The 24,824-nt window shown below is 65.6% G+C and carries 30 protein-coding genes and 1 tRNA gene; 11 read left to right on the forward strand and 20 right to left on the reverse strand.

Annotation, left to right across the window (positions count from 1 at the left end):
* The first annotated feature begins 20 nt into the window (after window positions 1-20).
* Genes MI302_RS11065 through MI302_RS11080 form a run of 4 tightly spaced genes read left to right on the forward strand, consistent with a single transcriptional unit; the run spans window position 21 to window position 3,065 of the window.
* Window positions 21-347 carry a nucleotide pyrophosphohydrolase gene (locus MI302_RS11065; protein WP_026328946.1) on the forward strand — a complete coding sequence of 109 codons (327 nt, stop codon included), beginning with the start codon at window positions 21-23 and terminating at the stop codon, window positions 345-347.
* Between the two features lies 1 nt (window position 348).
* Complete coding sequence (locus MI302_RS11070; RefSeq protein ID WP_239725813.1) at window positions 349-1,254, forward strand: ABC transporter ATP-binding protein; 906 nt, start codon at window positions 349-351, stop codon at window positions 1,252-1,254.
* Complete coding sequence (locus MI302_RS11075) at window positions 1,247-1,999, forward strand: ABC transporter permease (protein WP_239725814.1); 753 nt, start codon at window positions 1,247-1,249, stop codon at window positions 1,997-1,999. The genes MI302_RS11070 and MI302_RS11075 overlap by 8 nt, the downstream gene beginning before the upstream one ends.
* Window positions 1,989-3,065: a YbfB/YjiJ family MFS transporter gene (locus MI302_RS11080; protein WP_239725815.1), complete on the forward strand. Its 1,077-nt coding sequence runs from the start codon at window positions 1,989-1,991 to the stop codon at window positions 3,063-3,065. Before MI302_RS11075 ends, MI302_RS11080 begins: the two co-directional genes overlap by 11 nt.
* Here MI302_RS11080 and MI302_RS11085 read toward each other — a convergent pair.
* Window positions 3,053-4,588, reverse strand: coding sequence for a carboxypeptidase M32 (locus MI302_RS11085; protein WP_239725816.1), 1,536 nt, complete (start codon window positions 4,586-4,588; stop codon window positions 3,053-3,055). The genes MI302_RS11080 and MI302_RS11085 overlap by 13 nt on opposite strands.
* A gap of 62 nt (window positions 4,589-4,650) precedes the next feature.
* Between MI302_RS11085 and MI302_RS11090 the strand changes: the two genes are divergently transcribed.
* A complete protein-coding gene (locus MI302_RS11090; RefSeq protein ID WP_239725817.1) occupies window positions 4,651-5,715 on the forward strand; it encodes an A24 family peptidase in 1,065 nt (354 codons plus the stop codon).
* Between the two features lie 8 nt (window positions 5,716-5,723).
* The gene (locus MI302_RS11095) at window positions 5,724-6,650 is read left to right on the forward strand and encodes a nitroreductase family protein (RefSeq protein ID WP_370687347.1); all 927 of its coding nucleotides are present in this window, start codon (window positions 5,724-5,726) and stop codon (window positions 6,648-6,650) included.
* A 13-nt stretch (window positions 6,651-6,663) separates the two neighbouring features.
* Here the strand turns inward: MI302_RS11095 and MI302_RS11100 are convergent, their stop codons facing one another.
* Window positions 6,664-7,542, reverse strand: a complete 879-nt coding sequence (locus tag MI302_RS11100; RefSeq protein WP_239725818.1) for a C40 family peptidase — start codon at window positions 7,540-7,542, stop codon at window positions 6,664-6,666.
* Window positions 7,543-7,645: 103 nt separating this feature from the next.
* Here MI302_RS11100 and MI302_RS11105 point away from each other — a divergent pair, with 103 nt between their 5' ends.
* The 3 genes from MI302_RS11105 to MI302_RS11115 all read left to right on the forward strand — a co-directional run bounded on the left by MI302_RS11105 (window position 7,646) and on the right by MI302_RS11115 (window position 9,593).
* Window positions 7,646-8,764 carry an integrase core domain-containing protein gene (locus tag MI302_RS11105; protein ID WP_239725819.1) on the forward strand — a complete coding sequence of 373 codons (1,119 nt, stop codon included), beginning with the start codon at window positions 7,646-7,648 and terminating at the stop codon, window positions 8,762-8,764.
* Window positions 8,755-8,830: transfer RNA gene (locus MI302_RS11110), tRNA-Trp, on the forward strand. The genes MI302_RS11105 and MI302_RS11110 overlap by 10 nt, the downstream gene beginning before the upstream one ends.
* A gap of 64 nt (window positions 8,831-8,894) precedes the next feature.
* Entirely contained in the window at window positions 8,895-9,593 is a 699-nt protein-coding gene (locus MI302_RS11115) for an FAD-dependent oxidoreductase (protein ID WP_239725820.1), read from the forward strand.
* On the opposite strand, the gene MI302_RS11120 is transcribed toward MI302_RS11115, so the two are convergent.
* The 12 genes from MI302_RS11120 to MI302_RS11175 form a co-directional block, all read right to left on the reverse strand.
* Window positions 9,486-10,511: an A/G-specific adenine glycosylase gene (locus MI302_RS11120; RefSeq protein WP_239725821.1), complete on the reverse strand. Its 1,026-nt coding sequence runs from the start codon at window positions 10,509-10,511 to the stop codon at window positions 9,486-9,488. The two genes, MI302_RS11115 and MI302_RS11120, sit on opposite strands and share 108 nt — an antisense overlap.
* Before the next feature lie 2 nt (window positions 10,512-10,513).
* Window positions 10,514-10,927 carry a CoA-binding protein gene (locus tag MI302_RS11125; protein ID WP_019550465.1) on the reverse strand — a complete coding sequence of 138 codons (414 nt, stop codon included), beginning with the start codon at window positions 10,925-10,927 and terminating at the stop codon, window positions 10,514-10,516.
* Window positions 10,924-11,769 carry an NAD+ synthase gene (locus tag MI302_RS11130; RefSeq protein WP_239725822.1) on the reverse strand — a complete coding sequence of 282 codons (846 nt, stop codon included), beginning with the start codon at window positions 11,767-11,769 and terminating at the stop codon, window positions 10,924-10,926. Before MI302_RS11130 ends, MI302_RS11125 begins: the two co-directional genes overlap by 4 nt.
* Window positions 11,766-12,632 carry a nitrilase-related carbon-nitrogen hydrolase gene (locus MI302_RS11135; protein ID WP_239725823.1) on the reverse strand — a complete coding sequence of 289 codons (867 nt, stop codon included), beginning with the start codon at window positions 12,630-12,632 and terminating at the stop codon, window positions 11,766-11,768. Before MI302_RS11135 ends, MI302_RS11130 begins: the two co-directional genes overlap by 4 nt.
* Before the next feature lie 4 nt (window positions 12,633-12,636).
* Window positions 12,637-14,220, reverse strand: a complete 1,584-nt coding sequence (locus tag MI302_RS11140; RefSeq protein ID WP_239725824.1) for a 1,4-alpha-glucan branching protein — start codon at window positions 14,218-14,220, stop codon at window positions 12,637-12,639.
* 4 nt (window positions 14,221-14,224) lie between these two features.
* Window positions 14,225-15,034 (reverse strand): [LysW]-aminoadipate kinase, encoded by an 810-nt coding sequence (locus MI302_RS11145; RefSeq protein WP_239725825.1) that lies wholly within the window; start codon window positions 15,032-15,034, stop codon window positions 14,225-14,227.
* Between the two features lie 17 nt (window positions 15,035-15,051).
* Window positions 15,052-16,092 (reverse strand): N-acetyl-gamma-glutamyl-phosphate reductase, encoded by a 1,041-nt coding sequence (gene argC / locus MI302_RS11150; RefSeq protein ID WP_015716123.1) that lies wholly within the window; start codon window positions 16,090-16,092, stop codon window positions 15,052-15,054.
* Window positions 16,089-16,940 carry a lysine biosynthesis protein LysX gene (gene lysX / locus MI302_RS11155; RefSeq protein WP_026328949.1) on the reverse strand — a complete coding sequence of 284 codons (852 nt, stop codon included), beginning with the start codon at window positions 16,938-16,940 and terminating at the stop codon, window positions 16,089-16,091. The genes argC and lysX overlap by 4 nt, the downstream gene beginning before the upstream one ends.
* Before the next feature lie 88 nt (window positions 16,941-17,028).
* On the reverse strand, window positions 17,029-17,193 hold the full coding sequence (gene lysW, locus MI302_RS11160) for a lysine biosynthesis protein LysW (RefSeq protein WP_015716121.1): 165 nt from the start codon (window positions 17,191-17,193) through the stop codon (window positions 17,029-17,031).
* Window positions 17,187-17,504, reverse strand: coding sequence for a paraquat-inducible protein A (locus tag MI302_RS11165; protein WP_239725826.1), 318 nt, complete (start codon window positions 17,502-17,504; stop codon window positions 17,187-17,189). The genes lysW and MI302_RS11165 overlap by 7 nt, the downstream gene beginning before the upstream one ends.
* A 9-nt stretch (window positions 17,505-17,513) precedes the next feature.
* Entirely contained in the window at window positions 17,514-18,005 is a 492-nt protein-coding gene (locus MI302_RS11170; protein ID WP_239725827.1) for a homoaconitate hydratase, read from the reverse strand.
* A complete protein-coding gene (locus MI302_RS11175; protein WP_015716118.1) occupies window positions 17,998-19,263 on the reverse strand; it encodes a 3-isopropylmalate dehydratase large subunit in 1,266 nt (421 codons plus the stop codon). Before MI302_RS11175 ends, MI302_RS11170 begins: the two co-directional genes overlap by 8 nt.
* A 22-nt stretch (window positions 19,264-19,285) precedes the next feature.
* On the opposite strand from MI302_RS11175, the gene MI302_RS11180 reads away from it, so the two are divergent.
* A complete protein-coding gene (locus MI302_RS11180) occupies window positions 19,286-19,507 on the forward strand; it encodes a type II toxin-antitoxin system HicB family antitoxin (protein ID WP_015716117.1) in 222 nt (73 codons plus the stop codon).
* Window positions 19,497-19,703 carry a type II toxin-antitoxin system HicA family toxin gene (locus tag MI302_RS11185; protein WP_015716116.1) on the forward strand — a complete coding sequence of 69 codons (207 nt, stop codon included), beginning with the start codon at window positions 19,497-19,499 and terminating at the stop codon, window positions 19,701-19,703. The genes MI302_RS11180 and MI302_RS11185 overlap by 11 nt, the downstream gene beginning before the upstream one ends.
* Window positions 19,704-19,705: 2 nt before the next feature.
* Here the strand turns inward: MI302_RS11185 and lysS are convergent, their stop codons facing one another.
* The 6 genes from lysS to rplJ form a co-directional block, all read right to left on the reverse strand.
* Window positions 19,706-20,836: a homocitrate synthase gene (gene lysS / locus MI302_RS11190; protein ID WP_239725828.1), complete on the reverse strand. Its 1,131-nt coding sequence runs from the start codon at window positions 20,834-20,836 to the stop codon at window positions 19,706-19,708.
* 143 nt (window positions 20,837-20,979) lie between these two features.
* Window positions 20,980-21,771 carry an isoprenyl transferase gene (locus MI302_RS11195; RefSeq protein WP_038029248.1) on the reverse strand — a complete coding sequence of 264 codons (792 nt, stop codon included), beginning with the start codon at window positions 21,769-21,771 and terminating at the stop codon, window positions 20,980-20,982.
* A 51-nt stretch (window positions 21,772-21,822) separates the two neighbouring features.
* A complete protein-coding gene (locus MI302_RS11200; RefSeq protein ID WP_126204853.1) occupies window positions 21,823-22,941 on the reverse strand; it encodes an acyl-CoA dehydrogenase family protein in 1,119 nt (372 codons plus the stop codon).
* A 113-nt stretch (window positions 22,942-23,054) separates the two neighbouring features.
* Complete coding sequence (locus tag MI302_RS11205; RefSeq protein ID WP_172955578.1) at window positions 23,055-23,636, reverse strand: UbiX family flavin prenyltransferase; 582 nt, start codon at window positions 23,634-23,636, stop codon at window positions 23,055-23,057.
* Between the two features lie 90 nt (window positions 23,637-23,726).
* Window positions 23,727-24,104 (reverse strand): 50S ribosomal protein L7/L12, encoded by a 378-nt coding sequence (gene rplL / locus MI302_RS11210; protein WP_015716111.1) that lies wholly within the window; start codon window positions 24,102-24,104, stop codon window positions 23,727-23,729.
* Between the two features lie 10 nt (window positions 24,105-24,114).
* Window positions 24,115-24,636, reverse strand: coding sequence for a 50S ribosomal protein L10 (gene rplJ / locus MI302_RS11215; protein ID WP_015716110.1), 522 nt, complete (start codon window positions 24,634-24,636; stop codon window positions 24,115-24,117).
* Window positions 24,637-24,824: the final 188 nt, after the last annotated feature.

The following is a 24,824-nucleotide window of genomic DNA, read 5'->3' on the forward strand; positions in this document are numbered from 1 at the left end:
GCCATTGTATGCTCCTTTCCATGGAAACCCTCACCTTAAAGGAAGCCCAGAGGCAGGTGGACGCCTGGATCAGCCAGTTCCAGGAGGGCTATTTCCCGCCTCTTCTCATGCTGGCTCGCCTGACGGAGGAGCTAGGGGAGGTGGCCCGGGTCCTGGCCCACCGCCATGGGAAGACGCCCAAGCCAGGGGAGGAGGAAGGGGATCTGGCCATGGAGCTCGCCGACCTCCTCTTCGTCCTCATCTCCCTGGCCAACCGGGAGGGGATCGATCTGGAGGAAGCCTTCCTCAAGGCCATGGCCAAGTACCGGGACCGGGACGGGGAGCGCTGGACCCGGAAAGGAGGCTAGGATGGAGCGCCCCTTCCTGGAAGCCCAGGGCCTGCACAAGCGCTTCGGGGCCCTCGAGGCCGTGAAAAACGTCCACCTTACCCTACGACCTGGCGAGATCCTGGCCTTCCTGGGGAAAAACGGCGCGGGCAAAAGCACCACGGTGAAGATGCTTTCGGGCCTCCTCCTTCCCGATGAGGGAGAGGTGCGCCTTTTGGGGAAGAACCCCTTCCGGGAACCCCTCGCTTTGAAGCACCTGGGAGCGGTCCTGGAGGGGAACCGCAACACCTACTGGCGGCTTACTCCCCTGGAAAACCTGGTCTACTTCGGGGTGGCCCGGGGCCTCCGCCTTGCCGCCGCCAGGAAGCGGGCCTTGGAACTCCTGGAGGAGTATGCGCTCCTGGAAAAAGCCCACACGGAGGTGCGCCACCTCTCCCGGGGAATGCAGCAGAAACTGGCCCTCCTCCAGGCCCTGGTCCACGACCCTGAGGTGCTCCTGCTGGACGAGCCCACCCTGGGCCTGGATGTGGAAACCGCCCTGCTGATGCAGCAAAAGATCCGGGCCCTGGCCCAGGCGGGCAAGGCCATCCTCCTCACCACCCACCAGATGGAGGTGGCCGAAGCTCTGGCCGACCGGGTGGCCATCATCCACCGGGGCGAGGTGATCCTGGAGGAAACGAAGGAGCGCCTCCTGGCCCGTTTCTCCGGGGAATACTACGTGTTGGAGCTGGAAAAACCACCTCCCCTCGAGGTGCTCCAGCACCTGCGGGCCTTGGGCATAGAGGGCGAAAACCCCTTTTTCTTCCGCGGCGACGGGGAGGCCATCTGGCAGGTTTTGGAAGCGGTAAAACCCCTCCCCTTAAAACGGGTGGCCAAGGCCGAGGCAGATCTCCTGGAAGTTTTCCTGAAGGTGGTGAACCATGTTTGACCTGTTCCTGGCGGAGTTTTGGCGGCACCTCCTGGCCCTGCGCCGCTACCCCCTGGAACTTTTGGGTGCGGTGGTCAGCCTAAGCCTCATCTTCTACCTCCTCTTCCTGGGAGCGCGCTTTCTGGCCGGGCCGGGGGCAGAGTTTGGGGGCAGGCTGGAAGCCGTCTTGGTGGGGTACTTGCTCTGGTCCTTCACCCTGCTTTCCTATAGCAGCCTCTCCTTTGGCCTCACCGAGGAGGCCCAGACAGGCACCCTGGAGCAGGTCTTCCTTACCCCCTATGGGCCGATTCCCCTTTTTCTGGTGCGTAACCTCTCCGGGCTCCTCATCCAGGGGCTCCTGGTCTTTCTCATCGCCTTGGTGCTCATGGCCCTCACGGGAGCCCGCCTTTCCTTCAATCCCTGGGTGGTTCTCCCCTTCCTGGCCGTTCTCCTGGGGGGGTATGGCCTCGGGTTTGCCATGGGCAGCCTGGCCCTTTTATACAAGCGCATCGGCCAGCTTCTGGGCCTTTCCCAGTTCCTCTTGCTCTTTCTCCTGCAAGCCCCAGGCCAGGGGCTTTTTCTCCTCCTGCCCATGGTTCCCGGGGCCGCCTTAGCCCGGAGCATGCTGGCGGAAGGAGCCCCCCTGGACCCCCTGTTCCTGCTTCTGGCCTTCCTGAACGGCTTCCTCTACCTGGGCCTGGGGCTTTTCCTCTTCAAACTGGCGGTACATCGGGCCAAGAAGCTGGGGCTTTTGCATGGCTATTAGGCTTGTCCTCCTCGCCCTGGGACCCGCCCTGGCCCTGGGCCTGGGACGGTTCGCCTACGCCCTGGTCCTGCCCCTCATGCAAAGCGCCTGGGGGCTTTCCTACGTCCAAGTGGGGATCCTGGGAAGCGCCAACACCCTGGGCTATTTGGTGGGGGCTTTTTTCAGCCACCGCCTCCTGGGCCGGGTGGGCTACCGGAAAGGGTTCTTTCTGGCCCTCCTCCTGCAGGGCCCCATCCTGGCCCTCACGGGGATGGAAAACCTCCCCCTGGTCTTCAGCCTGCGGTTTCTCCAGGGTTTTCTGGGCGCCCTGGTCTTCGTGGGAGGGGCGGCCCTCCTCATGGCCCTGGGTAGCTCCGGGCGATCCCTGGGGATCTACTATGGGGGCGTGGGCCTGGGGCTTCTTCTGGCCCCGTGGCTCCTATGGGGAGCCGCCGAGCCCACGGGGGCCTGGGCCAGGCTGGGCCTGTATAGCCTCCTGCTGGGCCTGCCCGCCCTCCTCTCCTGGCCTCTTCTGAAAGAACCCCCACCCCCCGTCCAGGGCGAGGGAAGCCTCTGGCCCATCCTTCCCCTACTCCTGGCCTACGGCCTTTACGGGGCGGGGTACATCGGCTACATGACCTTCGTGGCGGCGGTGGTGGGGGACTCCCTGGTCCTCTTCGGCCTCCTGGGCCTGGGAGCCCTTCTCACCGGACCCGTCTGGGGGCCCTGGGTGGAGCGGGTAGGGGGGAGAAAAGGGCTTTTCCACGTGCTTCTGGTGCTCTTCCTGGGAAGCCTTCCACCCCTGGCCCTGCACCTTCCCGCCCTAAGCGCCCTCCTCTTCGGCCTCTCCTTCCTGGGGGTGATCACCGCACTCACCCAGGCCTTCCGCACCCTCCTTCCCCCTTCCGCCTGGCCCCGGGCCATGGGGCTTTCCACGGCCGCCTTCGCCCTGGGGCAGGCGGTGGGACCTGCCGTGGCCGGGTTCTTCGCGGAGATGACGAGGCGGGGGGAGGGAGCGCTTTGGGCGGCCAGCGTCCTCCTCTTCCTGGCCCTCCTCCCCACCTGGTCCCGCCCTCAGAAACCGTAAAGGGCCCGGTACTTCTCCTCCAGGTAGGCCAGAAAGGGCCGGGCGCTGGGGGGCGTGCCGGTCACCCGCTCCACCAAGGCCTTGGGGCGGAAGCGGCTACCCTCGGCGTGGATGTTCCTACGGGTCCAGTCCAAAAAGGCATGGAACTCCCCCCGGCGGAACTGGCCCTCGAGGTCCCCAAGCTCCTCCTGGGCCTTTTGGAAGAACTGGGCGGCGTAGAGGTTGCCCAGGGTGTAGGTGGGGAAGTAGCCGAAAAGCCCCCCGGACCAGTGCACGTCCTGCATCACCCCGTCCTTGTAGTCCCTGGGAGCCACCCCCAGGTAGGCCCGGTACTTTTCCGCCCAGGCCCCGGGGAGGTCCTCCAGGGCAAGCTCTCCCCGGAAGAGGGAAAGCTCCAGCTCCAGGCGCACCAGGATGTGGAGGTTATAGGTGACCTCGTCCGCCTCCACCCGGATGAGGGAGGGCTCCACGGCGTTGATGGCCCGGTGGAAATCCCCAAGGGCCACGTCCCGGAGGCTTGGGAAGTGCTCCTTGGCCCGGGGGAAAAACCACTCCCAAAAACCCAGAGAGCGGCCCACCAGGTTCTCCCAGGTGCGGCTTTGCGACTCGTGAACCCCCAGGGAGACCGCCTCCCCCCTTGGGGTCCCCCAGTGCTCCTTGGGCAGGCCCTGCTCGTAGAGGGCATGGCCCATCTCGTGCAGGGTGCCGAAGATGCCGGCGTTGAAGAAGTCCTCGAAGTAGCGGGTGGTGATGCGCACGTCCCCGGGCCCGATGGAGATCTCAAAGGGATGGGCAGTGGGGTCCAGGCGGCCCGCCTCGAGGTCGTAGCCGCAGGCGGCGAGAAGCTCGAGGGCAAAGGCCTTCTGGGCCTCCTTGGGATAGGAACGGTGCAGGATGCCGGTATCCGGCTTCTTCCCACTTCCCAAAATCCGATCCAAAAGCCCCTGAAGCCCCTCCCTCAGCTGGGCGAAAAGGGGCAGAAGCTCCCCCGAGCGCATCCCCGGTTCGAACCCGTCCAGAAGGGCATCGTAAACCTCCCCATAGGGCGGGTCCCCGGGGGCCACGGGAAGGCTATAGAGGATCTCCGCCTTCTCCTTGGTGAGGGCAAACACCCGGCGCAGGTAGGGCAGAAACCCCTGCCAGTCGTCCCTGGGACGGGCTTCCTCCCAGTAGCTTTCCGCCTCGCTTTGCGCCTGGGCCAGCTCCACCATGAGCCGCTCGGGAATGGCCCGGGTGCGCTCGTAGGCCTGCCGCCACTCCCGGACGTTGACCGCCGCATCGGATAGGGGATCCTGCACCAGGTGGGAGCCCTCCACCGCCGAAAGCCATTCCCCAACCCTGGGGTCGGTGGCCCGCTGGTGGAGGAGGCGGGCCAAGGCGGCCATCTGCCTTGCCCGGTGCTCGTGCCCCTTCTTCGGGATCATGGTGCGCTGGTCCCAGGCGGCAAGGGCGCCTAAAGAGGCCAAGTAGGCGGTTTCCCTCTGAAACTCCAAGAGCTTCTGGTAGGCAGCTTCGGGCGTCACGGGAAAATCCTACACCTCTCCGCCAAAACCCTGTGAAAGCCGGGCCACCGTAGAATGCCCCTATGTGGTCCCTCTTCGCCCTGCTTTTGGGCCTTGTGGTGGGGTCTTTCTTAAACGTGGTGATCCACCGTATCCCCCGGAAGGAGTCCATCGCTTTCCCTCCCTCCCGCTGCCCCCACTGCGGCCACCCTTTGGGCCCCCTGGACCTCGTCCCCATCCTCTCCTACCTCCTCCTTAAGGGGCGGTGCCGCTACTGCCGAAGCCCCATCTCCCCCCGCTACCCCCTGGTGGAGGCCCTGACCGGGGGGCTTTTTCTCCTGGCCAGCCGCTTTTATCCCCCAGGGGTGGAGGCCCTCCTGGTTTTCGCCTTCCTGGCCTTCTTGGTGGCCCTCTCCTTCCTTGACCTGGACACCTTTGAGCTTCCCGATACCCTCACCTACGGCCTCCTCTTCCTAGGGCTCCTTTCCGCCTACCTCCTTTCCTTCCCCCGACCCTTTGCCGAGGCCCTGGACGGGGCCTTGATCGCCGCCGGGGTCCTGGGGCTGGTGGCAGGGTACGGAGGGCTTTTCCTGAGGCGCTTCCGCGAGGCCAGGGCGGAGGTGCCCGTGGGACCCCACCAGGTGCACATGGCAGCCCTTTTCGGTGCCCTCCTGGGCCCGGGGGTGGGCATGGCCCTGGCCTTCCTCACCTGGGCCCTTTCGGGGCGCACGGGAAAACCCGTGGTGCTCCCCGATCGGATCACCCTTCCCCTTCTGCCCTTGGCCTGGATCCTGGCCCCCTACCTGGGGGCCGACCTCCTCAGCACCTTGAAAGGGTCCTTCCTGGCGGCAGGGGGATTGGCCCTGGCGGGAGGGCTTTACTGGGCCTTCAAGCCCCAAGGGGAAACGGAGGAAGAGCCCATAGCCATGGGCTACGGGGACGTGAAGCTCCTTGGGGCCCTTGGGGCCTGGCTTGGGCTTTATAGCCTTCTCGCCCTTTTCCTGGGGGTGCTCTTCGGGGCCCTGGTTGGCCTGGCCTTCCGGCAACGGAAAATCCCCTTCGGCCCCTACCTGGCCCTGGGGGGGATTGTGGCTTTCTTCTACGGGGAAGCCTTGTGGCGGGCCTATCTGGCCTGGCTCGGGCTATAGTTAAGGGGATGCCGCTGGACCTCTCTCCCATCCTGGCCCAAAGGCGGAGCGTGCGCCGCTTCAAACCGATGCCCATCCCTGAAGGAGACCTGGAAAAGCTCCTCTTCGCCCTGCAAAGAGCCCCCACCGACGCCAGCGCCCAGCTGTATAGCGCCATCCGGGTAACGGATCCCGAGTTAAGGGACAAGGTGGCCCAGCTTTCCGGTAACCAGGAGCACATCCGCCAGGCGGCGGAGTTCTTCGTTTTCCTGGCGGACGTCCATCGCCTGGAAAGGCTTCTCGCCCACCGGGGGGAAAGGATGGCCTTCTGGCCCAGAACCGCCTTGCACTTTGCCCTCTTGGATGCGGGGCTTGCCGCCAGCTACCTGGCCCTTACCGCCGAGGCCCTGGGCTACGGGGTCTGCTTCATCGGAGGGGTGCTGAACGGGGTGGAGGAGCTCATCAACCTCCTGGAGCTTCCCAGAGGGGTCATCCCCGCGGTGGGCCTGGCGGTGGGCGTTCCGGATGAGGAAGGCCCCCCCAGGCCCCGGCTTCCCAGGAGCCTGGTGGTGCACGAAAACCGGTACCGGCCCTACAGCCCAGAGGACCTCGAGGCCGCCTTCCAGGCCATGGCCCCCTATAGCCGGGTGGGCGACTGGGGAAGGGTCCTGAGGCGGTACTTCGCCCAAGGGGGAACCATGGAGGAAAGGGAAACTTCCTACGGCCGGGCCCTGGCCCGGCAGGGCCTGGACCCGGACCTACCTCCCGGGGCCCCCTTCTACTCCCTGGGTGCCCTGCTGGCGGAGGCCCTGGGGGAAGCCCGGGCCGTGCTCTTCCGCAAGGGGGAGGCCTGGCTGGAGCGGGAAACCGAAGCCTTCCGAGGGGAAGGAAGCCCAGGGGAGGCCCTCCTCACCGCCCTAAGGAAGGCCCGGGGGGAGATGAAGGACTGGCCCTGAACCCCGGCGCAGCCTATCTCAAGGCCTCCTGCACCACCCGCCGGGCACCCCGGTAGGCCTTCTGGTAGAAGGGAGCCTCGAGGCTCTCGATCACCACCCGGCTCCCGTAGCTGCTGGCGTGGGCGAAGACCCCCCGGCCCAGGTAGAGGCCCACGTGGTCTATATCCTTTCCCCCAAAGCTGAAGAAGACCAGGTCCCCCGGGCGCAAGGACTCGGCGGCGGGAAAGGCCTGAAACTGCTCCCGGGTGGTGCGGGGTAGGGCTATGCCCAGCTCGGCGTAGACCTGGGCTACAAAGGCTGAGCAGTCCAGGGAGGTGGGCGAGTTGGCCCCGTACTTGTAGGGCACCCCCAGGTAGCGGAGGACGATCTTGAGAAGCGGGCTTTCCGGGTCGTAATCCTCGCCCACCCCCAGGGGGGATTCCCCCGGGTCACGGGTATGGCCTCCACCCTGGGGCGAGGGAGGGGATTCCGGGGAGGCTTTCCCCCTGGATCCATCCTCCCCCCTGGGGGCCGGGATCCTCAGGGTCTGGCCCACCTTAAGCCCCGGCGTGGAAAACCCGTTGAGGCGCATGAGCTCTTCCACCGTGGTGCCGTAGCGGCGCGCCAGGGAGAAAAGGGTATCCCCGGGGGTCACCACGTGGATGCGCTCCCCCCCTTGGGGAAGCCTGAGCACCTGCCCCGGCTGGATGAGGAAGGTATCCAGGCCATTGAGGCGCATGAGCTCCTCCACCGTGGTGCCGTAGCGCCGGGCGATGGAGAACAGGGTATCCCCTGGGGCCACGGTGTGCGATAGGGCAGGCCCTTCCAAAGAGCCCCCTTGGGGAGAGCTCACCTGGGCCAGGGCCCAGGGGAAAAGCAAACATAGGACCGCCAGGGCCAACCTGCGGGGCATGGCCCCATTCTACAGGAAGCGCCCCTGAACCCGGACAGACACATGTGAGACGCTGAATGGGATAAAAAGATGGGGAACCGACCCGAGAGAGGAGGTTCCCCATATGCAGCTTACCACGGTTGGCCGAACGATATGGAAAGGAGCTAGCCAAGGGGCAAGACTGGCCGAGGCCGGGGCAGGCGACCCGGATGTCCAGGGACGCCTGCGCAAGGTGAAGTTGGTGAAAGCCCTGCGGGAGGGCAAGAGGAGCTGGGGGGAGATTCAGGAGCTTTTGGGCATCAGCCGGGCCACCTACTACCGCTGGGAAAGGGCCTTGAGGGAGAGGGGCCTAGCCGGACTAAAGCCCAAGTCCCGCCGCCCCAAGCGTACACGGGGAAAGGTGCAGTGGAAACCTGAGCTCCTGGTCAGGGTAGAGGTTCTCCGGAGGGCGAACCCCACCTTAGGGCGGTGGCCCATCTGGCTGACCCTCCGGAAGGAGGGTTTTTCGGTGAGCGAACGCACGGTGGGGCGTATCCTGGCTTACCTGGAGGGGAGCGGACGGGTGGAGAGCGTGGCCAGTTTTTTGGCCAGGAGGGGAAGGGGAAAGGGAAGGGGAAGGCCAAGGAGACCCTACGCCCGACGGAAGCCCCGGGGATATCAACCGCAAGCCCCTGGGGACCTCATCCAGGTGGACACCCTGATGGTGAGCCTGGGGCCTGGGGAGGTGGTGCGGCACTTTTCGGCGGTGGACCTGTTTACCCGGTATGCCCTGGGGGAGGTGCATAGCCGGGCCACGGCGAGGCTGGCAGGGGAGTTTCTATCCCGACTGGTGGCCCAGGCGCCTTTCCCCATCCGAGCGGTGCAGGTGGATGGGGGTAGCGAGTTCATGGCGGAGTTTGAGATGGCGTGCCAAGGCCTGGGCATCGCTCTTTTTGTGCTGCCTCCCCGGAGTCCTAGGCTTAACGGGCACGTGGAGCGGCTGCAACGGACTTTTAGGGATGAGTTTTACACCCGACCTTTGCCCACGAGGGTTAGCGAGCTACAGGTGGAGCTTAATGCCTACCTGGACTACTACAACCGCAGGAGACCCCACATGGCCCTGGGTGGCCTTGCCCCCCTGGAGTTCTTGGCTAAGATACGGGAGGGGTCGGTTCCCCAAGCTGTCTCAAATGTGCTGGCCGAATACAGCCCCTTGGCCTTTTCCCGGGGGTGTGCTACAATCCCGGAAGGCGGGGGCCGTTAGCTCAACTGGCAGAGCACCGGTCTCCAAAACCGGGGGTTGGAGGTTCGAGTCCTTCACGGCCCGCCATGCCAGCCCAAAGGGCTAGGTTTAAGGCCCCTCGAGGGCCTTTTTTTAAATCCTTCCGCCTGCCATGCAGGATTACCAGGTGCTCATCGTGGGGGCGGGCTTTGCGGGGAGCGAGGCCGCCTACCGTTTAGCGCAAAGGGGGGTGCGGGTGGGCCTCCTCACCCAGAGCCTGGACTCGGTGATGATGCCCTTTTTGCCCCCAAAGCCCCCTTTCCCGGAGGGGAGCCTCCTGGCCCAAGTCTACCACCCGGCCGATCCCCGGCTTTGGGCCTTCCACGCCCGGGCCAAGTACCTCCTGGAAAACCAGCCCAACCTGCATCTTTTCCAGGCCACCGCCACAGAGCTCCTCCTCGAGGGGGATAGGGTGGTGGGGGTAGCCACCTGGGAAGGCCCCCCCGCCAAGGCCCCCCGGGTGGTGCTGGCCGTGGGAAGCTTTCTGGGGGCCAGGCTCCGCATGGGCGAGGTGGAAGAGGAAGCAGGCCGGCTCTCCGAGGCCAGCTACCCGGACCTCTTCCTTCACCTCCAGGCCTTGGGCTTTGGCTTTGAGCAGCGGGAGGGCCAGGTACCCGAAACCCCTGGCACCCCCGGCTACGGGGTTTCCTACCATGCCTTCCGGCCGGAGGAGTGGGAGGAGGCCACCTTCCGCCTGAAGAGGCTAGAAGGGCTTTACGCCGTGGGCCTTTGCGTGCGGGAAGGAGAGTATGCCCTCATGAGCCAAGAAGGCCTGCGCCTGGCGGAGCACCTTCTCCATGAGCTTGGGTAGGGGTTTTTCCCCCGGATCCACAAGCTGTTCCCTTCGGGAAGCCGCCCCTTCCCCATCCCAAGGAGCCACGTACACCCCCACCCGCAGCCTGCGGTGGGTGAGGGTGTGGTGCACCTCCCCGGCGAAGCGGGGATCCACCCCAAAGCTTCGCACCCTCCGGGGAAGTTCCTCCTGGGGAAAGAGCGGCACCCCGTAAAGCCCGGCGAAACGCCCTTCCAGCCTCTCCAGGTAAACCCCTTCCCTCCCCCAAAGGACCAGGGCCGCCAGGGCTTCCTCCCGCACTTTTCGCCTCCTGGCCCCTGGGTAACGCCCCGGGTCCACCCGCCCCTGGCAGAAGGGGGCGACGGGGCACTTCGGGCAAAGGGGCCTCCGGGGTAGGCACACCGTGGCCCCCAGGTCCATGAGGGCTTGGTTCCACTCCCCCGAGGCTTCCCCTTGGGGCAGAAGGCCTTGGGCCAGGTTTCGAAGCATCCTGGGGGCAGGGTTTTCCAGGGCAAAAACCCGGGAAAGCACCCGCCTCACGTTTCCGTCCACCGCCGCTACCCTTTCCCCAAAGGCCAGGGAGGCCACCGCCGCCGCCGTGTACGGACCCAGGCCGGGAAGCTTAAGAAGCTCGGCGTAGCTGCGGGGCAGGGCCTCCACCTCCTGGGCCAGGCGGTGGAGGTGAAGGGCCCGGCGGTAGTAGCCCGCTCCCTGCCAGGCCTTAAGCACCTCCTCCAAGGAAGCCTCCCGCAAGGCCTTCAGGGTAGGGAAACGGGCAAGGAAGCGGTGGTAGTAAGGGATGGCCTGGGCGGTGCGGGTTTGTTGGAGGAGTACCTCGGCCACCAGGATGCGGTAGGGGTCCTTCTCCCCCCGCCAGGGAAGGGAGCGGGGGTTTTCCCGGTACCAGGCGAGCAGAGCTTCCTGAAACTTCTCCATGCTCAGTGGACCCCGAAAAGCCTTCGGTGCTCCACCATGAGACAACGATCGGCCACCACGGGAATGCCCGCTTCCTTTAACGCCTCTTCAAAGCCCGGATGGCGGATGCCGGTCTGCAGCCACACCAGGCCCGGCCTCAGGGCCAAGACCTCCGGCAGGTGGGCCAAGAGGGCCTCCGGAGGGCGGAAGACCTCCAGGATATCCACGGGCTCGGCAATCTCCTTCAGGCTCGCCACCACCCGCATCCCGAAAAGCTCTTCCCCGGCAAAGCGAGGGTTAACGGGCAGGATGCGGTACCCCTTCTCCCAGAGGTACCGGGGCACGTAGTGGGCGGGGCGGGAAGGATCCTTGTGAGCCCCAAGAACGGCTATGGTCCGCGCCCGGCTTAGGTAAGCTTTGAGTTCTTGGTCGCTCATGGCCGGTAGTCCAGGGGCCTCAGGTAAAACTCCCCGATGGCCGTGGAGGAAAGGAGGGCCACGGTGGGAAGGGCCCGCTTCCAGTGGGTGCGGTTTACCCGCTCCTTAACCCGCCCTATCTCCTCCTGGGTGTAGCCCAGGCTCTCTATGTAGGCATCGGGGTAGCCCTTCAGATAATGCTCCAGGATCACATCCGCCCGAAGGTAGCGCACCCCTAGATCGGCCTCGTCCGTCTGGCCCGGGATGAGATCCGCGGTGGGGACCTTCTCCACCACCGCCTGCGGCACCCCGAGAAAGCGGGCCAAGCCCCAGACCTGGGTCTTGTAGAGGTCCCCCAAGGGGTTCACGGGGGGGGTGTCGTCCCCGTGCCAGGTGAAGTAGCCGAAAAGCCTTTCCGTCTTGTTGCCCGTGCCCAGGGGAAGGGCCCGGTAGGCCTGGGATTTGTCAAAGAGGATCATCATCCGCACCCGGGCCATGACGTTCCCCTTGCGGTGGGGGGTGAGGTCCGGGGTCATGGCGGCATAGCCCTCCACCATGGGGGTAATGTCCACCTCCTCCAGGTCCACCCCGAAGGTCTCCGCCACCAGGTAGGCGTGCTCCCGGGAAAGGGGGCTGGAGTCCCGGTGGGGCAGGAAGAGGGCATGGACTTGCTTTCGCCCCAGGGCCCGCACCGCCAGGGCCAAGGTGGTGGCGGAGTCCACCCCTCCGGATACCGCCACGATGGCCTTCTCGTAGCCCCGCCAGGAAAGCTCCTCCTTAATGAAGCGGGTGAGGAAGTCCGCCACCAGGGGCCAGTTAAGCTCCAGGCTTTCCTGGGCTTTGGGCGCCTGAACGATCCTCATCCTCCCTCCTTTCCAAGAACCCTCTCCAGGTCCGGGAGAAGAAGGGGGAGGGCCGCCTCGAGGTCCGAAAGCAGGGGGCTATCGTAGCGCACCGGGGGAATGCGCTCCCGGTCCAGGTCAAAGAGCAAGGCCGCCTCCTCAAAGAGGGGGGCCTCGGCCAGGATGCGCCCCTCCGGCCCCACCACCAGGCTCCCCCCGCTCATCCCCTTCCCCCCCTCAAACCCCACCAGGCTGGAGAGCACCACGTACACCCCGTGCTCCGCCGCCACCGCCCGGGCGAGGGTGCGCCAGCGCTCCACGTTCTCCGGGCGTTCCCCCTGGAAGCCCCTGGCCGGGCTTGCCGCGAGCACGTAGATCACCTCCGCCCCGTCCAAAGCGGCGATGGTGGCGGTGATGGAGTGCCAGAAGTCCTCGCAGATCAGGATAGCTGCCTTTCCGAACCGGGTGGGGAAGGCCTCCACCCGCCTTCCCCGGGCCAAGTAGCGCTCCTCGTCAAAGACCCCGTAGGTGGGCAGGAAGACCTTGCGGTGCACGTGAACCACGCGGTGGGGAAGCTCGAGATAGGCGGCGCTGTTGTAATAGGCCCCCTCATCCCGCTCATAGAAGCCCACCACCACGTCCAAAAGCCCCTCCCACCCCACGGCCCGGTGCACCCCTGAAAGGAGCTCCAAAAGCTCGTGGCGGGTCAGGGCCAGTTCCCGCACCCCTCCCTGCAGGAAATACCCGGTCAGGGCGGCCTCGGGAAGGACCACCACCTCGGGGGCATGGGGACGGAGGGCCTCGAGGCGCTCCGCCAAGCGGGCCAGGTTCTCCTTAACCCTGGCCTTCTCCGGACGAAACTGCAAGATGGCGTGCCGGATCACGGATCTAGCCTACACCCCCATGAACCGTAGCGCTGGGCTCCAGGTAAAGCCTGGGGTCCGCCTCCGGGAAGGGGTTATCCCGCTCCTCCAGGGCCTTAAGCTCCTCGGGGGAAACCCCTCGGAGGAGCTGAAAGAAGGCCTCGGCGTGCCCCTGGTAACGTTCCTTGGCGTATTCCACCGCCTGGGCGGTGTCTATGAGGAAGGGCCAGTCGGAGGCCTCGAGGAGAAGAAGCTCCCGCATGGCCTGCTGGAGCACCCTGGAGGGCAGGTTGCCGTGGCGCACCGCCTCCCGCATGGCCCCTTCCGCCCGGTACACCGTGCGCCAGTAGTCCCAGGTGGCCTCGTTGAGCCAGACCCTATGGTCCCCACCCCGGCCCCAGGAACCCTCGGGCAAGGCGGAGCGCACCGCCTTGCCCTGGACCGCCTCCTTCGCCGTCACCGCCTGCGCCCCCCTCCTTTGGGCCAGAAGCCTCAGCACCTCCTCCAGCCAAGCCACCCCCTCGTACCACCAGTGGCCGAAGAGCTCGGCGTCGTAGGGGGCCAGGATCACCCCATCCGGGTGCTCCCGGGAAAGCCGCTCTACCAAATCCACGAAGTGAACGGCATGCTCCTTCACCTTGAGAAAGGCCGCCTCGGGATCGTAGGGCGCCTTGGCCGAGAGGTCCGCCTGGCGGTGGGTCACCCGCCAGTGGTGGAGGCCGGAGATGGGGTCCTTGCGGTGGAACTCCCGGTAAAGCCCCTCCCCCGGGTAGCCATAGTCGGCGCTCCAGACCTGCAAGGAGGTCTCCAGGTTGCGGGCCAAAACCCTCAGGCCCGACTCCAGCTCGTGGACGTAGTAGGTGGCCTCAGCGCTTTCCACCGGACCCAAGGAGGCCTCCCCGTAAGGGGAAAGGGGCCTTCCCCCCTGAACCAGGTGGGCGTCCACGAAGGTGTAGCGGATCCCCGCCCGCATGAGAAACTCGTCTACCCCCGGCCTGACCCCTTCCGGGGCCCCCTCCACAGGGGGCTTCCAGGGGCCCCTGGGCCGGTAGGCCATCTCGGGAAGCCAGTAGCCCGTGGGATCCTTGGCGAAGTGGCGGCGGTAGGTGGCCACGCCGGTCTTAATCTGGGCCCAGAGGGCTTCGTCGTAGCCCAGAAGGGGGGAGTAGCCGTGGGTGGCGTTGGAGGTGAGAAGCTCCACCTGGCCCCGGTCCTGGGCCCGGCGGAAGGCGGCAAGGAGGTCCCCCCTCAGGTGGTGGAAGTGATCCAGGGTGAGTTCCCAAAAGGCCACCTGGTGGAGGGCGCTGGCCTCGAGGTCCGTCCCCTGGTAACGGAGATAATCCCCCTGGGCCCGCTCCAGCCGGTCCTTGGCATACGCCCAAAAGCCTTCCCTCACCTTGGCATCCGTCAGCTGCTCCGCCAGGATGGGGGTGATCCCCAAAGTAAAACGGGCCTCCACCCCTTCGGCATAAAGCCTCTCCAGGAGCCTAAGAAGCGGCAGATAGGTTTCCGCCATGGCCTCGTAGAGGGTTTCCTCCCCAAAGGGCCACATCCCATGGGAGCGCACGTAGGGGAGGTGGGCGTGGAGGACCAGGGCAAAGCGCGCCATAGGTCTAGCGTACCACGGTGCCTTCCCCGCCCAGGGCCCGCCGGATGGGGTTCTCCACCCGGGCATCGGCGAAAATGACCCGCTTCACTCCCCCCTTCACCGCCTCCACCGCCCCCATCACCTTCCGCTTCATCCGCCCCTGGGCCAGGGAAAGGTACTCGGGGTCCTCCACCCTATCCACGGGGATTTCCCGCACCAGGCTGGTCTCGTCGGGGTAATGGGCCAGAAGGCCCGGCACGTTGGAGAGGTACACCAGGGCCTCCGCCTGGTAGACGCTGGCGAGAAGGGCCGCCACCTGGTCCCCGTCGGTATTGATGGCCTCCCCCTCGTAGCTGAGGGCGGGAGGGGTGATGACCGGGAGATACCCCGCCCCCAGGAGAAGGTCCAATAGATCCCGGTTCACCCGCTCCACGGTGCCCGTGTAGTCCCCGCGGTGGATCTTGATCTTTCCGTCTTCCACATACTTCACCGCGGTCTTGCGGCGGCCCTCCAGAAGCCTTCCATCCAGCCCGGAAAGCCCCAGGGCGTTGGCCCCTTCCCTTTGCAAAAGCTCCACCAGGCGCTTGTTCACCAGGCCGCAGTAGACCATCTCAAAGATCTCCAGGGTCCTGCGGTCGGTGAGGCGGCTCACCTGCCCCCCGGGGTGGGTGAGGAAGCGGGGCGGGTGGCCCAGGGCCTCCGCCACCTTGTTGGTTTCGGCGCTCCCCCCGTGGACCAAAAGAAGCCTCACCCCCTCCTTCCACAAGGAGGCGGCATCCCTGGCCACCGCCTCGTAGTTGATGCCCTCGGCACCCCCTACCTTGACCACGATCACGGCAACCCCCCTTGCCCCTACGGGTGCAGTCCCGGGAAATCCAGGCCCAGGGTCTCGGGCCAACCCATGCGGAGGTTTAGGGCTTGCAGGGCATGCCCGGCGGTACCCTTCACCAGGTTGTCGATGGCGGTCATCACCACCAGCCTCCCCGTGTCCTCCTCCAGCTCAAAGCCGATGTCCGCATAGTTGGTGCCCTGGACGAAGCGGGGGTCGGGATAGCGGTGAATGCCCTTTTTCTGCTTGACGATACGGATGAAAGGCTCACCCCCATAGGCCTCCCGGTACGCCTGCCAGACATCCCGCTCGCTCCAGCCATCCTGCAAAAAGGCCTGGGCGGTCATGAGGATGCCCCGCACCCGGTCGGTGGCGATGGCGGTGAGGTGCACCTCGGGCTTGCCGGGAAGGTTCTCCACCACCTCGGCGGTGTGGCGGTGGCCCGTGGGCTTGTAGACCCGGATGGAGCCGGCCCGCTCGGGATGGTGGCTGGCAGGGCTGGGCTCGGCCCCCGCCGCCGAGGTGGAGATGAGGAGGGTGACGAAGATGGGTCCGGGCTTCAGCACCCCTCCTTTAAGGAGGGGGTACAGGCCCAGAAGCGTGGCGGTGGCGTTGCACCCGGCCCCCGCCATCCAGTCCGCTTCCTTAAGCCTCTCCCGGTAAAGCTCGGGCAGGGCGTAGACAAAGCGGCCGAGAAGCTCGGGCCTGGGATGCTCCCCGTAGTACTTGCGGTAGAGGTCCAGGTCCTTAAGGCGGAAGTCCGCGGAAAGGTCGATGAGGATGGGGGCTAGATCCGCATAGCGCTCAAACTCCTGGGCGAAGACCCCGTGGGGCAGGGAAAGCACCAGGATGTCGGCGGGCTCCAGCTTTTCCGGGGGGATGAACTTCAGGTTGGTTCTCCCCCTCAGGTTGGGATGGACGAAGGCCACGGGCTCGCCGGCAAAACGCCTCGAGGTCACCTGCTTCACCTCGAGGTGAGGGTGGGAAAGAGCCAGACGCAAAAACTCCCCCCCCGCATACCCCGAGGCCCCCACGATGGACAAGGTCTTTTTCCCGGCGCTCATGAAGCCGTCCTCCCTTGCTCCCACGTGTACCGGAGGATCTCTCCCGGGATGTCCACCCCCGTGGTGTGCACGGAGTTCTTGAACTCCATGGTGTGGTTCACCTCGTTCACCAAAAGGCCCCGCTCGGACTCAAAGAGGTCGATGGCCACCACCCCGCCCCCCACCGCCTGGGCCGCCCGCACGGAAAGCTCCGCGATCTCCGGGGTTACGGGGCAGTTTTCCGCCTGCCCTCCCCGGGCGGTGTTGGTGATCCAGTGCTGGCTCCTCCGGTAGATGGCGGCGATGGCCCTATCCCCCACCACGAAGACCCGTATGTCCCGCCCCGGCTTCCTCACGTACTCCTGCAGGTAAAGGAGCTGGTGCTGAAACCCCCCCAGAACCTCCTTGTGCTCCAGGATGGCCTCGGCGGCCTCCCGGTCGGTGATCTTGGCGAGAAGCCTTCCCCAGCTCCCGATCACCGGCTTCAGCACCACGGGATAGCCCCATTCCTCCATAAGCTTCAGGGCCTCCTCCGCATCGGTGAGGAGGGCGGTTCTGGGCTGGGGCAGGCCATGGCGCTCCAGGGCCACGCTGGTGGCCCACTTATCCCCGCAGGTTTCCATGACCTCGGGCCGGTTCACCACGGGGATGCCTAAGGCGGTGAGGTAACGGGCCACGGCCAGGCCCCGGGTCTGGCTCACGCAGCGCTCCAGGGCCACCGTGACCTCCTCCAGCTCCTTGGGCCTCTCCCCCAGGACCAGGCGCAAGGCGGGAACATAGACCTTCCTGTAGGGAATGCCCAGGGCCTCAGCCCTCTCAAAGAGCATCTTCTCGTCGGGGCGGATGCGGTCGTACAGGATGGCCAGCATGGCGATGGCTCTTCCCCTTCCAGGAATCCCCGGACCGGGCTGAAGCCCGGCCCAGGGCCTCGAGGCTCCCTACCCTAAGGGGATGGCCTCACTCTCCCCAGTCCTCCGCCTCCTCCGGAGCGGGCTCCAGGCGAAGGGGGTCCAGCCCCACCACCTCCAGCTCCGCGCCGCAGTCCTCGCACACCACAAGTTCCCCCAACTCGGGGTTTGCCAGGGTCAGCTCCGCACCGCATTCAGGGCAAGTGGCTACCATTCCTCGTCCTCCTCCTCGATCTCACTCCAGTCGGGGATGAACCGGAAGCCGCACTCCGGGCACTCCACCTCTTGGCCTTGATCCTCCTCGGATACCTCAAAGGTGTAGCCGCAACGGGGGCAGTCCACGAAGAAGGCCTCGAGGCCCTCCTCCGTCACCTCCACCTCGAGGGGATCCAGGGAGACCACCTCCAAAAAGGCCCCGCAGGCTTCGCACTCCAGCACGTCCCCTACTTCCAGGGTCTCCATGTCCTCGGCCAGCACTACGCTGGCCTCGCCGCACACCGGGCAGGTGATCTCCAGGTCCTCCATAGGCTTAGTTTACTCCCCCGGGAAGCGGCCATACTTCTTGTAGTAGTCCAGCAGGGAACCCTCCCTCAAAGCCTCCAAGAGGAAGGGCGGCGGGGGACGAAGGGCGAAGCGCTCTCCTCCCCGCACCAGAACCCCCGTTTCCAGATCCAGGTCCACCGTATCCCCGTCCTCTAGCGCATCCACCACCTCCTCCGACTCGAAGGGAATGATCCCCAGGTTCACCAGGTTGCGGAAGAAGATGCGGGCGTAGCTCTTGGCGATAACCACCCGGATGCCCAGCTTGCGCAGGGCCTCCGGGGCGTACTCCCGGCTACTGCCAAGCCCGGCATTCCTTCCGAAAACCAGGATGTCCCCGGGTTTCACCTCCTTGGCGAACTCGGGCCGCAGGTGGGCGAAGGCGAAGGTGTGGAACCGGTCCTCCCCCACCATGAAAGGAGCGTACTTGCCGGGAAGGATGTCGTCCGTGTTGATGTGGTCGCCAAACTTCCAAACCCTAGGCATGGGCTTCCTCCTGAGGCAAAGAGGCTAGGTCCTCGGGGGTGGCGATATACCCGGCCACGGCGCTGGCCGCCGCCACGCGGGGGCTTGCCAGGTAGATCTCGGCGTCGGGAGCCCCCATCCGCCCCCGGAAGTTGCGGTTGCTGGTGGACACGCACACCTCCCCCGGGGCCAAAACCCCCATGTGCCGCCCCATGCAAGGACCGCACCCAGGGGTGCCGATGGTGGCCCCGGCCTCCAGCAGGGTGAGCAGGGTGCCATCCCGGGTGGCCTCCTCCAAAACCTGGGAGCTTGCGGGAATCACCAAAAGGCGCACCCCGGGGGCCACCTTCTTCCCCTTTAACACCTCGGCGGCCGCCCTCAGGTCCTCGAGGCGCCCATTGGTGCAAGTGCCGATGAACACCTGGTCCACCCGCTTGCCCCGGACGGCGGCCACCTCCTGCACGTTGTCCACGTAGAAGGGTACGGAAACCCTGGGGGAAAGGGTGGAAAGGTCGATCTCCACCTCCCGGGCATACCGGGCGTCGGGGTCGGGGTAGAGCCAGTCGGGCACCCGGTAGAGGTCCAGGATCTCCCCCGAGGGCACCACCAGCCCCGCCTTGGCCCCGGCCTCCACGGTGAGGTTGGCCAGGGTCATGCGCTCACCCCGGCTCAAGGACTCCGCCCCGTCCAGGAGGTGGATCTCCACCGCCATATAGGTGGCCCCCTCGGCGGTGAGGAGGCGCACCATCTCGAGGGCCGCATCCTTGGCGGTAACCCCCTTGGGAAGCCTCCCCCGGAAGGTCACCTTGACGCTTTCCGGCACCCTGAACCAGGTGCGGCCGCTGGCGGCGGCCAGGGCGATATCCGTGGCCCCCATGCCCGTGCCGAAGGCCCCCACTGCCCCGTAGGTGGTGGAGTGGGAATCCGACCCCACCACGATCCAGCCCGGCTGGGCCAGACCCTCCTCGATGAGCACCTGGTGGCACACGCCTCTTCCCACGTCAAAGACCCGGATGCCGTGCTTCCTTCCCCATTCCCGGATCTCCTTCTGGGCCTTGGCCACCTCGAGGTTGGCTGCCGGGGCCACGTGGTCGATGACAATGGAAACCCTTTCCGGGTACCGGGGGGTGGCCTCCAGGTAAGCCAGGCGCTTGAAGAAGCTTCCGGCGATGGAGTCCACCACCATCACCTGGTCCACCTCCACCACCACCAGCTCCCCGGCCCGCACCTCTCTTCCCGCCTTCCTGGAAAGTATCCTTTCCGCCAAGGTCATGCCCATGCCCGCCTCCTATACTGAGGGTATGACCTACACTGCCCTCGTCTACGAAGACCCTGAAACCCCGGGCACCTGGATCGCCGAGTTCCCCGCCATCCCTGAAGCCCATTCCTTTGGCCGGACCCCCGAGGAAGCCTTGGCCCACGCCAAAGAAGCCTTGGAGCTGGTACTGGCCTACCTGAAGGAAACAGGCCGCCCTCTTCCCCCAGACGTCCGCACGGTGCAGGTGGGGATAGATGCCGCCTAGACCCGAGGAAGTGGCCAGAAAGCTTCAGCGCCTGGGGTTTGTGGAGCGCATGGCCAAAGGAGGGCATCGGCTTTATGCCCACCCCGATGGCCGGATAGCCGTGATCCCCTTCCACAGCGGAGAGCTTCCCAAGGGCACCTTCAAAAAGATCCTGAAGCAAGCCGGCCTCACCGAGGAGGAGTTCCGAAACCTTTAGCCTCATGCCGTGATCCACTCCCTTAAGATGCGGTCCAGCTCCTCGAGGGTAAGCTCCCCCCGGTCCGCCAGGGCCTTGATGTGCTGGGTGATGCGGGCCAGCTCCTCCTCCCCGTAGTGCAGGCCAAGTTCCTCCGCCCGGGCCTTGATGGCATGCCTGCCCGTGAGCTTGGAGGCGATGATGAGCTTGCGCTTCACTCCAAAGACCTCTGGCGGATAGGGCTCGTAGGACTCGGGGTTAAGATAGATGGCCTTGAGGTGCATCCCCGCCTTGTGGCTGAAGGCGGTTTCCCCGGTGATGTAGTTGTTGAAGGGGATCTCTATCCCCACCATCCGGGCCACCATGCGGTCCAGCTCGGGAAGCATCTCCAGCTTGTACTTCCGGCGCACGTACTCGGGTTGCAGGGTGTACATGCGGGCCAGAAAACCCCCTAAAGGGGTGATCCCGTTCCGCTCCCCGATCCCCAGGATGGTGGTGTCCACATGGGTGGCCCCCGCCTCTATGGCCTCAAAGGCATTGGCGATGGCGCAGCCCGTGTCGTTGTGCCCGTGGAACTCTATGTCCACGTGGGGGCCCACCACCCGCCTGACCTCCCGCACCAGGGCGAAGACCTGCCTGGGGGTGGCGATGCCCACGGTATCCGCCAGACCCACCCGGTCCACATAGGGGGCGATGGCCTGGTAGATCTCCAAAAGATCGTGCTCATCGGAGCGGAAGGTGTCCTCGGCGGAGAAGCGCACCTCCACGTGGGGGGCCTTCTCGCGGATGTAGCCAATGACCTCCTTAGCCTCCTCGATGATCCGGGGGATATCCCGCCCGTGGGCGGCCCTGAGGTACTTGCTGGTACCGAAAAGGAGGTCTATGCCCTGCACCCCGGTTTCCACCGCCACCTTGGCCGCATCCAGCCGGGTCTGGATGTGGGTCACCACCTTGGCCCTCAGGCCCAAGGAAGCCAGGACCTCCGCATCCTTGCGGGACTGGGGGGAGGCCATGGGGGTAGTGACCTCGATGTACTCCACGCCGAACTCGTCCAGGGCCTTGGCGATCTCGATCTTGTCCTGGGTGGAAAAGTTGGCCCTTTCAAACTGCTCCCCTTCCCTTAAGGTGGAATCGATAATCTTCCATTCCCGCATGCGCTCCTCCCCAAAAAGAAAACCGGCCCGAACTCGGGCCGGGGGATAAGGAACCCTTAGGGGCTACCCTACCCCCCGGCGGCCGAGTTTTTTCTCAAGGGCCAGCATCTTGCCTGTAAGGGTATACGAAACCCTCCTTTTTGTCAACGCCCAAACCGCCTTTCGCGGGCCTGGTAGCTCCTCAGAGCCCTCAAGAAGTCGATCTTCCGGAACTCCGGCCAGAGCACGTCGGCGAAGTAGAACTCGGAGTAGGCCGACTGCCAAAGGAGGAAGCCGGAAAGCCGGATCTCCCCCGAGGTGCGGATGATGAAGTCGGGATCGGGAAGGCCTGCGGTGTAGAGGTGGCGGGCGATGTCCTCAGGGGTAAGCCCCTCCGCAACCTCCTTGAGGGAAAGGCCCCTTTCCCAAGCCTCCAGAAGAAGCCTCTTCACCGCGTCCACGATCTCCTCCCGCCCCCCGTAACCCAAGGCGATGTTCAGCACCATGCCCTGGTGGTGCTGGGTCTTGGCCTCGAGGCGCTCCAGCGCCCTCAGGACCTCCTCGGAGAATCCCTCCCGCCGCCCGATGAAGCGCACCCTCACCTGGTGCTCCAGGATGCGGTGGTCCTCCGCCATCCTTTCCGCCTCCCGCACGAAAAGGCGCATGAGCTCCTCCACCTCCTCGGGGGGGCGCTTGAAGTTGTCCGTGGAGAAAACCCAGACCGTCACGGTTTTTATGCCCATCTCCAGGCACCATTCCAGGACCTCGTAGGCCTTCTGGACCCCGAACTCGTGCCCCTTCACGGGGGATAACCCCAAGGCCCTGGCGTAGCGGCGGTTCCCATCCAGGATGAGGCCTAGGTGCTTGGGAACCGGGCCTCCTTTCACCTCCTTAAGGAGGCGCTTTTCGTAAAGCCAGTAGAGGGGCCGGGTGAGGGAAAGGAGGCGGCGGACCATACCCTTTCCACCCTAAGGCGGGAGGATGAGAAAGGGAAGGCCCTAGGCCAACTACCGGTAAAGCTCCCGGGCAATGACGTAGCGCTGGATCTCCGAGGTGCCCTCGTAGATCTCCGTCACCTTGGCGTCCCGGTAGTAGCGCTCCACCCGGTAGTCCCGGTGGTAGCCGTAGCCCCCCAGGACCTGCACTGCCTCCCGGGTCACCTCCACCGCCACGCTGCTGGCGAAGAGCTTGGCGGCGCTGGCCTCGAGGGTGAACCGCTCCCCGGAATCCTTTTTCCTGGCGGCCTCCAGCACCAAGGCCCGGGCGGCGGCGATTTTCACGTGCATGTCAGCGATCTTGAAGGCGATGGCCTGGTGCTCCCGGAGTTTCCTGCCGAACTGCTCCCTCTCATCGGCATAGGCCTTGGCGATCTCAAAGGCCCCCCGGGCGATGCCCACCGCCTGGGCCGCCACCCCGACCCTGCCCGAATCCAGGCCCGCCAGGGCGTAGGCCAAGCCCCTTCCCTCCTCGCCCAGAAGGTTTTCCTCGGGCACGAAGATCTCCTCGAGGCGAACCTCGGCGGTGTGGGCGGCGTGGAGGCCCATCTTCGCCTCCGGGGGGCCAAAGGAAAGGCCCGGGGTGTCCTTTTCCACCAAAAAGGCGCTGATGCCCTTCTCGCTCCGGGCCATGACCACGTAGAGGTGGGCCTGGCCTGCGGAGGTGATCCAGCTTTTCAGGCCGTTCAGCACGAAACCCCCGGGCACCCTTCTGGCCTCCGTGCGGATGCTGGCGGCATCGGAACCCGCCTGGGGCTCGGTGAGGCAGAAGGCCCCGATCCACTCCCCCCGGGCCAGGGGCACCAGGTACTTTCTTTTTTGCGCCTCGGTGCCGAAGCGAAGGAGCATGTACTGGGGAAGGCCGCTGGTCACCGAAAGGACCACGGCCACGCTGGGATCGGCGGCGGCAATCTCCTCGAGGGCCAGGGCCCAGGTCACGGAATCCAGGCCCACTCCTCCCCATTCCTCCGGGGTGGTCATGCCCAAAAAGCCCAGCTCCGCCAAAGCCTTCAGCTGGGGCCAGGGGTATTCCCCCGTGCGGTCGTACTCCGGGGCCAGGGGGTAGAGAACCTCCTTGGCCACCTGCCGTACCGTGTCCAGCGCCAGTTTCTGCTCGGAAGTGAGGGTCATCAGGGATATCGTATCACCGCACTTGGGCAAAAAAACGTCATGTATGCGGGAGGCTATGGGCGGGCAAGGATGGACCATCACCCCTCACCCAGGCGCAAAGCCCTTTTCGGCTGTCAGGAGGGGGGCTCACCCCAGCGGGGAGCCCGTTCGGCGCTCAAGCCCAGGTGGTCCAGGATGCGCTGGGTGATGAAGCCCAAAAGGTCCCGGATCTCCTTGGGTCGGTGGTAGAAGCCAGGGCTCGCCGGGAGGATCAAGGCTCCGGCCTCCGTCGCCTGCACCATGGCCCTAAGAGTGGGAAGGGGCAGGGGAGCCTCCCGGGGCACCAGGATCAGGGGGCGCCGTTCCTTCAGGTGCACGTAGGCCGCCCGGGTGAGGAGGGTATCCGCCAGGCCCAGGGCGATCTTGCTAAGGGTGGTGGCGGAACAGGGCACCACCACCATGCCCTGGGTACGGAAGGAACCCGAGGCGATGGGGGCACCGAGGTCGCCGTCCTTGTACACCCGGCTGGCCAAGGGGTAGAGGTCCTTCGGGCTCAGGCCCATCTCCTCCCACAAGACCCGTTTGGCCCCCTGGCTTAAGACCAGGTGCACCTCGGCAAGGCCCTGCAGGGTTTCCAAAAGGTCCAGGGCGTAGGGCATGCCGCTCGCCCCCGTCAAGCCCACCACCACCCGGGGAAGTTCCGCCATGGCTTCCATGCTATCCCCTATTCCGAAGGCTTCCCGTGGTTTCCCATGCAAAAACCCCAGGCCCTTTGGGCCTGGGGGGCACCCCGTGGAAGCGGAGGGTTACTTGAGCTCCACCACCGCGCCCACGGCCTCGAGCTTCTTCTTGATCTCCTCGGCCTCGGCCTTGGGGATGCCCTCCTTGATGGGGCCCCCCTTCTCGGCCAGGTCCTTGGCCTCCTTGAGGCCCAGGCCGGTGATGGCGCGAAGCTCCTTGATGACCTCCAGCTTTTTGGCCCCGGCGTCCTTGAGGATCACGTCAAACTCCGTCTTCTCCTCCACGGGAGCCGCGGCCTGGGCCGCAGCAGGAGCCGCCGCCACCGCCACCGGGGCCGCCGCCGTCACGCCCCAGGTCTCCTTGAGCACGTCGATGAGCTGCTTGAGTTCCAAAACCGTAGCCTGAGAAAGCTCTTCCTTAATGCGTTCGATGTCCAAAGCCATCTTCCACCTCCTATGCCGCCTTCTTCTCCGCGTACGCCTCCAGGATGCCTACCAGCTCGCGGGCCACACCGCCCAGGACCCCCACCAGCTCCGCCATGGGCGCCTGCAAGACGCCCAAAAGCTCTGCCCTGAGTTCGTCCATGGTGGGAAGCTCCGCCAGGGCCACCACGTCCTTGGCCGAAAGCACCTGGCCCTGCAAAAGCCCGCCCTTGGCCTCAGGGATGCCCTTGGGGTTCTTCTTGGCGAACTCCGAAAGGGCCTTGGCCGCCGCCACCGGGTCCTGGTAAAAGACCACGGCGCTGGGCCCCTGAAGGCCATCCAGCTCGGGCAGGCCCAGCTCTTTCAGGGCGATGCGGATCAGGGTGTTCTTGGCCACGAAGAGCCTGGCCCCCTTTTCCTTCAGGGCCTGTCGCAGGGCATGGGTTTCCTTGGCGGAAAGCCCCTGGTAGTTCACCAGGAAGAAGGAGCCATGGGCCCGCTCAAGGTTCTCCTTGAGGGCGGCAAGAAGCTCAACGTTACGCTTATTGGGCACGCCTTCCTCCCTTTGGGGCAGGGGAACCCCAGCCGACTTTTCGGGATTTCTGCGAAACGCTCCCCCTGCAAGCGCCTCGGCGGGATGTTTAAGGCCTGAAGCCCCCCGCTGTCTTTGGCCTGGGCGCCGTAGCGCCCGGGGTGCCATAGAGGAGTTTAAAAGGCAGGAGGCCTGGCGTCAAGCCAGGC

It is taken from the genome of Thermus sp. NEB1569 (assembly GCF_022385295.1).
Taxonomy (GTDB): Bacteria; Deinococcota; Deinococci; order Deinococcales; family Thermaceae; genus Thermus; species Thermus scotoductus.

Bases quoted from the DNA above. Each gene is read 5' to 3' on its own strand.
- argC (WP_015716123.1), bottom strand. From the start codon at position 16,092: ATGAGCGCCGGGAAAAAGACCTTGTCCATCGTGGGGGCCTCGGGGTAT.
- lysW (WP_015716121.1), bottom strand. From the start codon at position 17,193: ATGGTAGCCACTTGCCCTGAATGCGGTGCGGAGCTGACCCTGGCAAAC.
- lysX (WP_026328949.1), bottom strand. From the start codon at position 16,940: ATGCTGGCCATCCTGTACGACCGCATCCGCCCCGACGAGAAGATGCTC.
- MI302_RS11115 (WP_239725820.1), top strand. From the start codon at position 8,895: ATGCAGGATTACCAGGTGCTCATCGTGGGGGCGGGCTTTGCGGGGAGC.
- MI302_RS11200 (WP_126204853.1), bottom strand. From the start codon at position 22,941: ATGACCCTCACTTCCGAGCAGAAACTGGCGCTGGACACGGTACGGCAG.
- MI302_RS11080 (WP_239725815.1), top strand. From the start codon at position 1,989: ATGGCTATTAGGCTTGTCCTCCTCGCCCTGGGACCCGCCCTGGCCCTG.
- MI302_RS11075 (WP_239725814.1), top strand. From the start codon at position 1,247: ATGTTTGACCTGTTCCTGGCGGAGTTTTGGCGGCACCTCCTGGCCCTG.
- MI302_RS11140 (WP_239725824.1), bottom strand. From the start codon at position 14,220: ATGGCGCGCTTTGCCCTGGTCCTCCACGCCCACCTCCCCTACGTGCGC.
- rplL (WP_015716111.1), bottom strand. From the start codon at position 24,104: ATGGCTTTGGACATCGAACGCATTAAGGAAGAGCTTTCTCAGGCTACG.
- MI302_RS11105 (WP_239725819.1), top strand. From the start codon at position 7,646: ATGCAGCTTACCACGGTTGGCCGAACGATATGGAAAGGAGCTAGCCAA.
- MI302_RS11070 (WP_239725813.1), top strand. From the start codon at position 349: ATGGAGCGCCCCTTCCTGGAAGCCCAGGGCCTGCACAAGCGCTTCGGG.
- MI302_RS11120 (WP_239725821.1), bottom strand. From the start codon at position 10,511: ATGGAGAAGTTTCAGGAAGCTCTGCTCGCCTGGTACCGGGAAAACCCC.
- MI302_RS11125 (WP_019550465.1), bottom strand. From the start codon at position 10,927: ATGAGCGACCAAGAACTCAAAGCTTACCTAAGCCGGGCGCGGACCATA.
- MI302_RS11100 (WP_239725818.1), bottom strand. From the start codon at position 7,542: ATGCCCCGCAGGTTGGCCCTGGCGGTCCTATGTTTGCTTTTCCCCTGG.
- MI302_RS11095 (WP_370687347.1), top strand. From the start codon at position 5,724: ATGCCGCTGGACCTCTCTCCCATCCTGGCCCAAAGGCGGAGCGTGCGC.
- MI302_RS11170 (WP_239725827.1), bottom strand. From the start codon at position 18,005: ATGCCTAGGGTTTGGAAGTTTGGCGACCACATCAACACGGACGACATC.
- MI302_RS11090 (WP_239725817.1), top strand. From the start codon at position 4,651: ATGTGGTCCCTCTTCGCCCTGCTTTTGGGCCTTGTGGTGGGGTCTTTC.
- MI302_RS11165 (WP_239725826.1), bottom strand. From the start codon at position 17,504: ATGGAGGACCTGGAGATCACCTGCCCGGTGTGCGGCGAGGCCAGCGTA.
- lysS (WP_239725828.1), bottom strand. From the start codon at position 20,836: ATGCGGGAATGGAAGATTATCGATTCCACCTTAAGGGAAGGGGAGCAG.
- MI302_RS11130 (WP_239725822.1), bottom strand. From the start codon at position 11,769: ATGAGGATCGTTCAGGCGCCCAAAGCCCAGGAAAGCCTGGAGCTTAAC.
- MI302_RS11180 (WP_015716117.1), top strand. From the start codon at position 19,286: ATGACCTACACTGCCCTCGTCTACGAAGACCCTGAAACCCCGGGCACC.
- MI302_RS11205 (WP_172955578.1), bottom strand. From the start codon at position 23,636: ATGGAAGCCATGGCGGAACTTCCCCGGGTGGTGGTGGGCTTGACGGGG.
- MI302_RS11195 (WP_038029248.1), bottom strand. From the start codon at position 21,771: ATGGTCCGCCGCCTCCTTTCCCTCACCCGGCCCCTCTACTGGCTTTAC.
- MI302_RS11175 (WP_015716118.1), bottom strand. From the start codon at position 19,263: ATGGGCATGACCTTGGCGGAAAGGATACTTTCCAGGAAGGCGGGAAGA.
- MI302_RS11185 (WP_015716116.1), top strand. From the start codon at position 19,497: ATGCCGCCTAGACCCGAGGAAGTGGCCAGAAAGCTTCAGCGCCTGGGG.
- MI302_RS11065 (WP_026328946.1), top strand. From the start codon at position 21: ATGGAAACCCTCACCTTAAAGGAAGCCCAGAGGCAGGTGGACGCCTGG.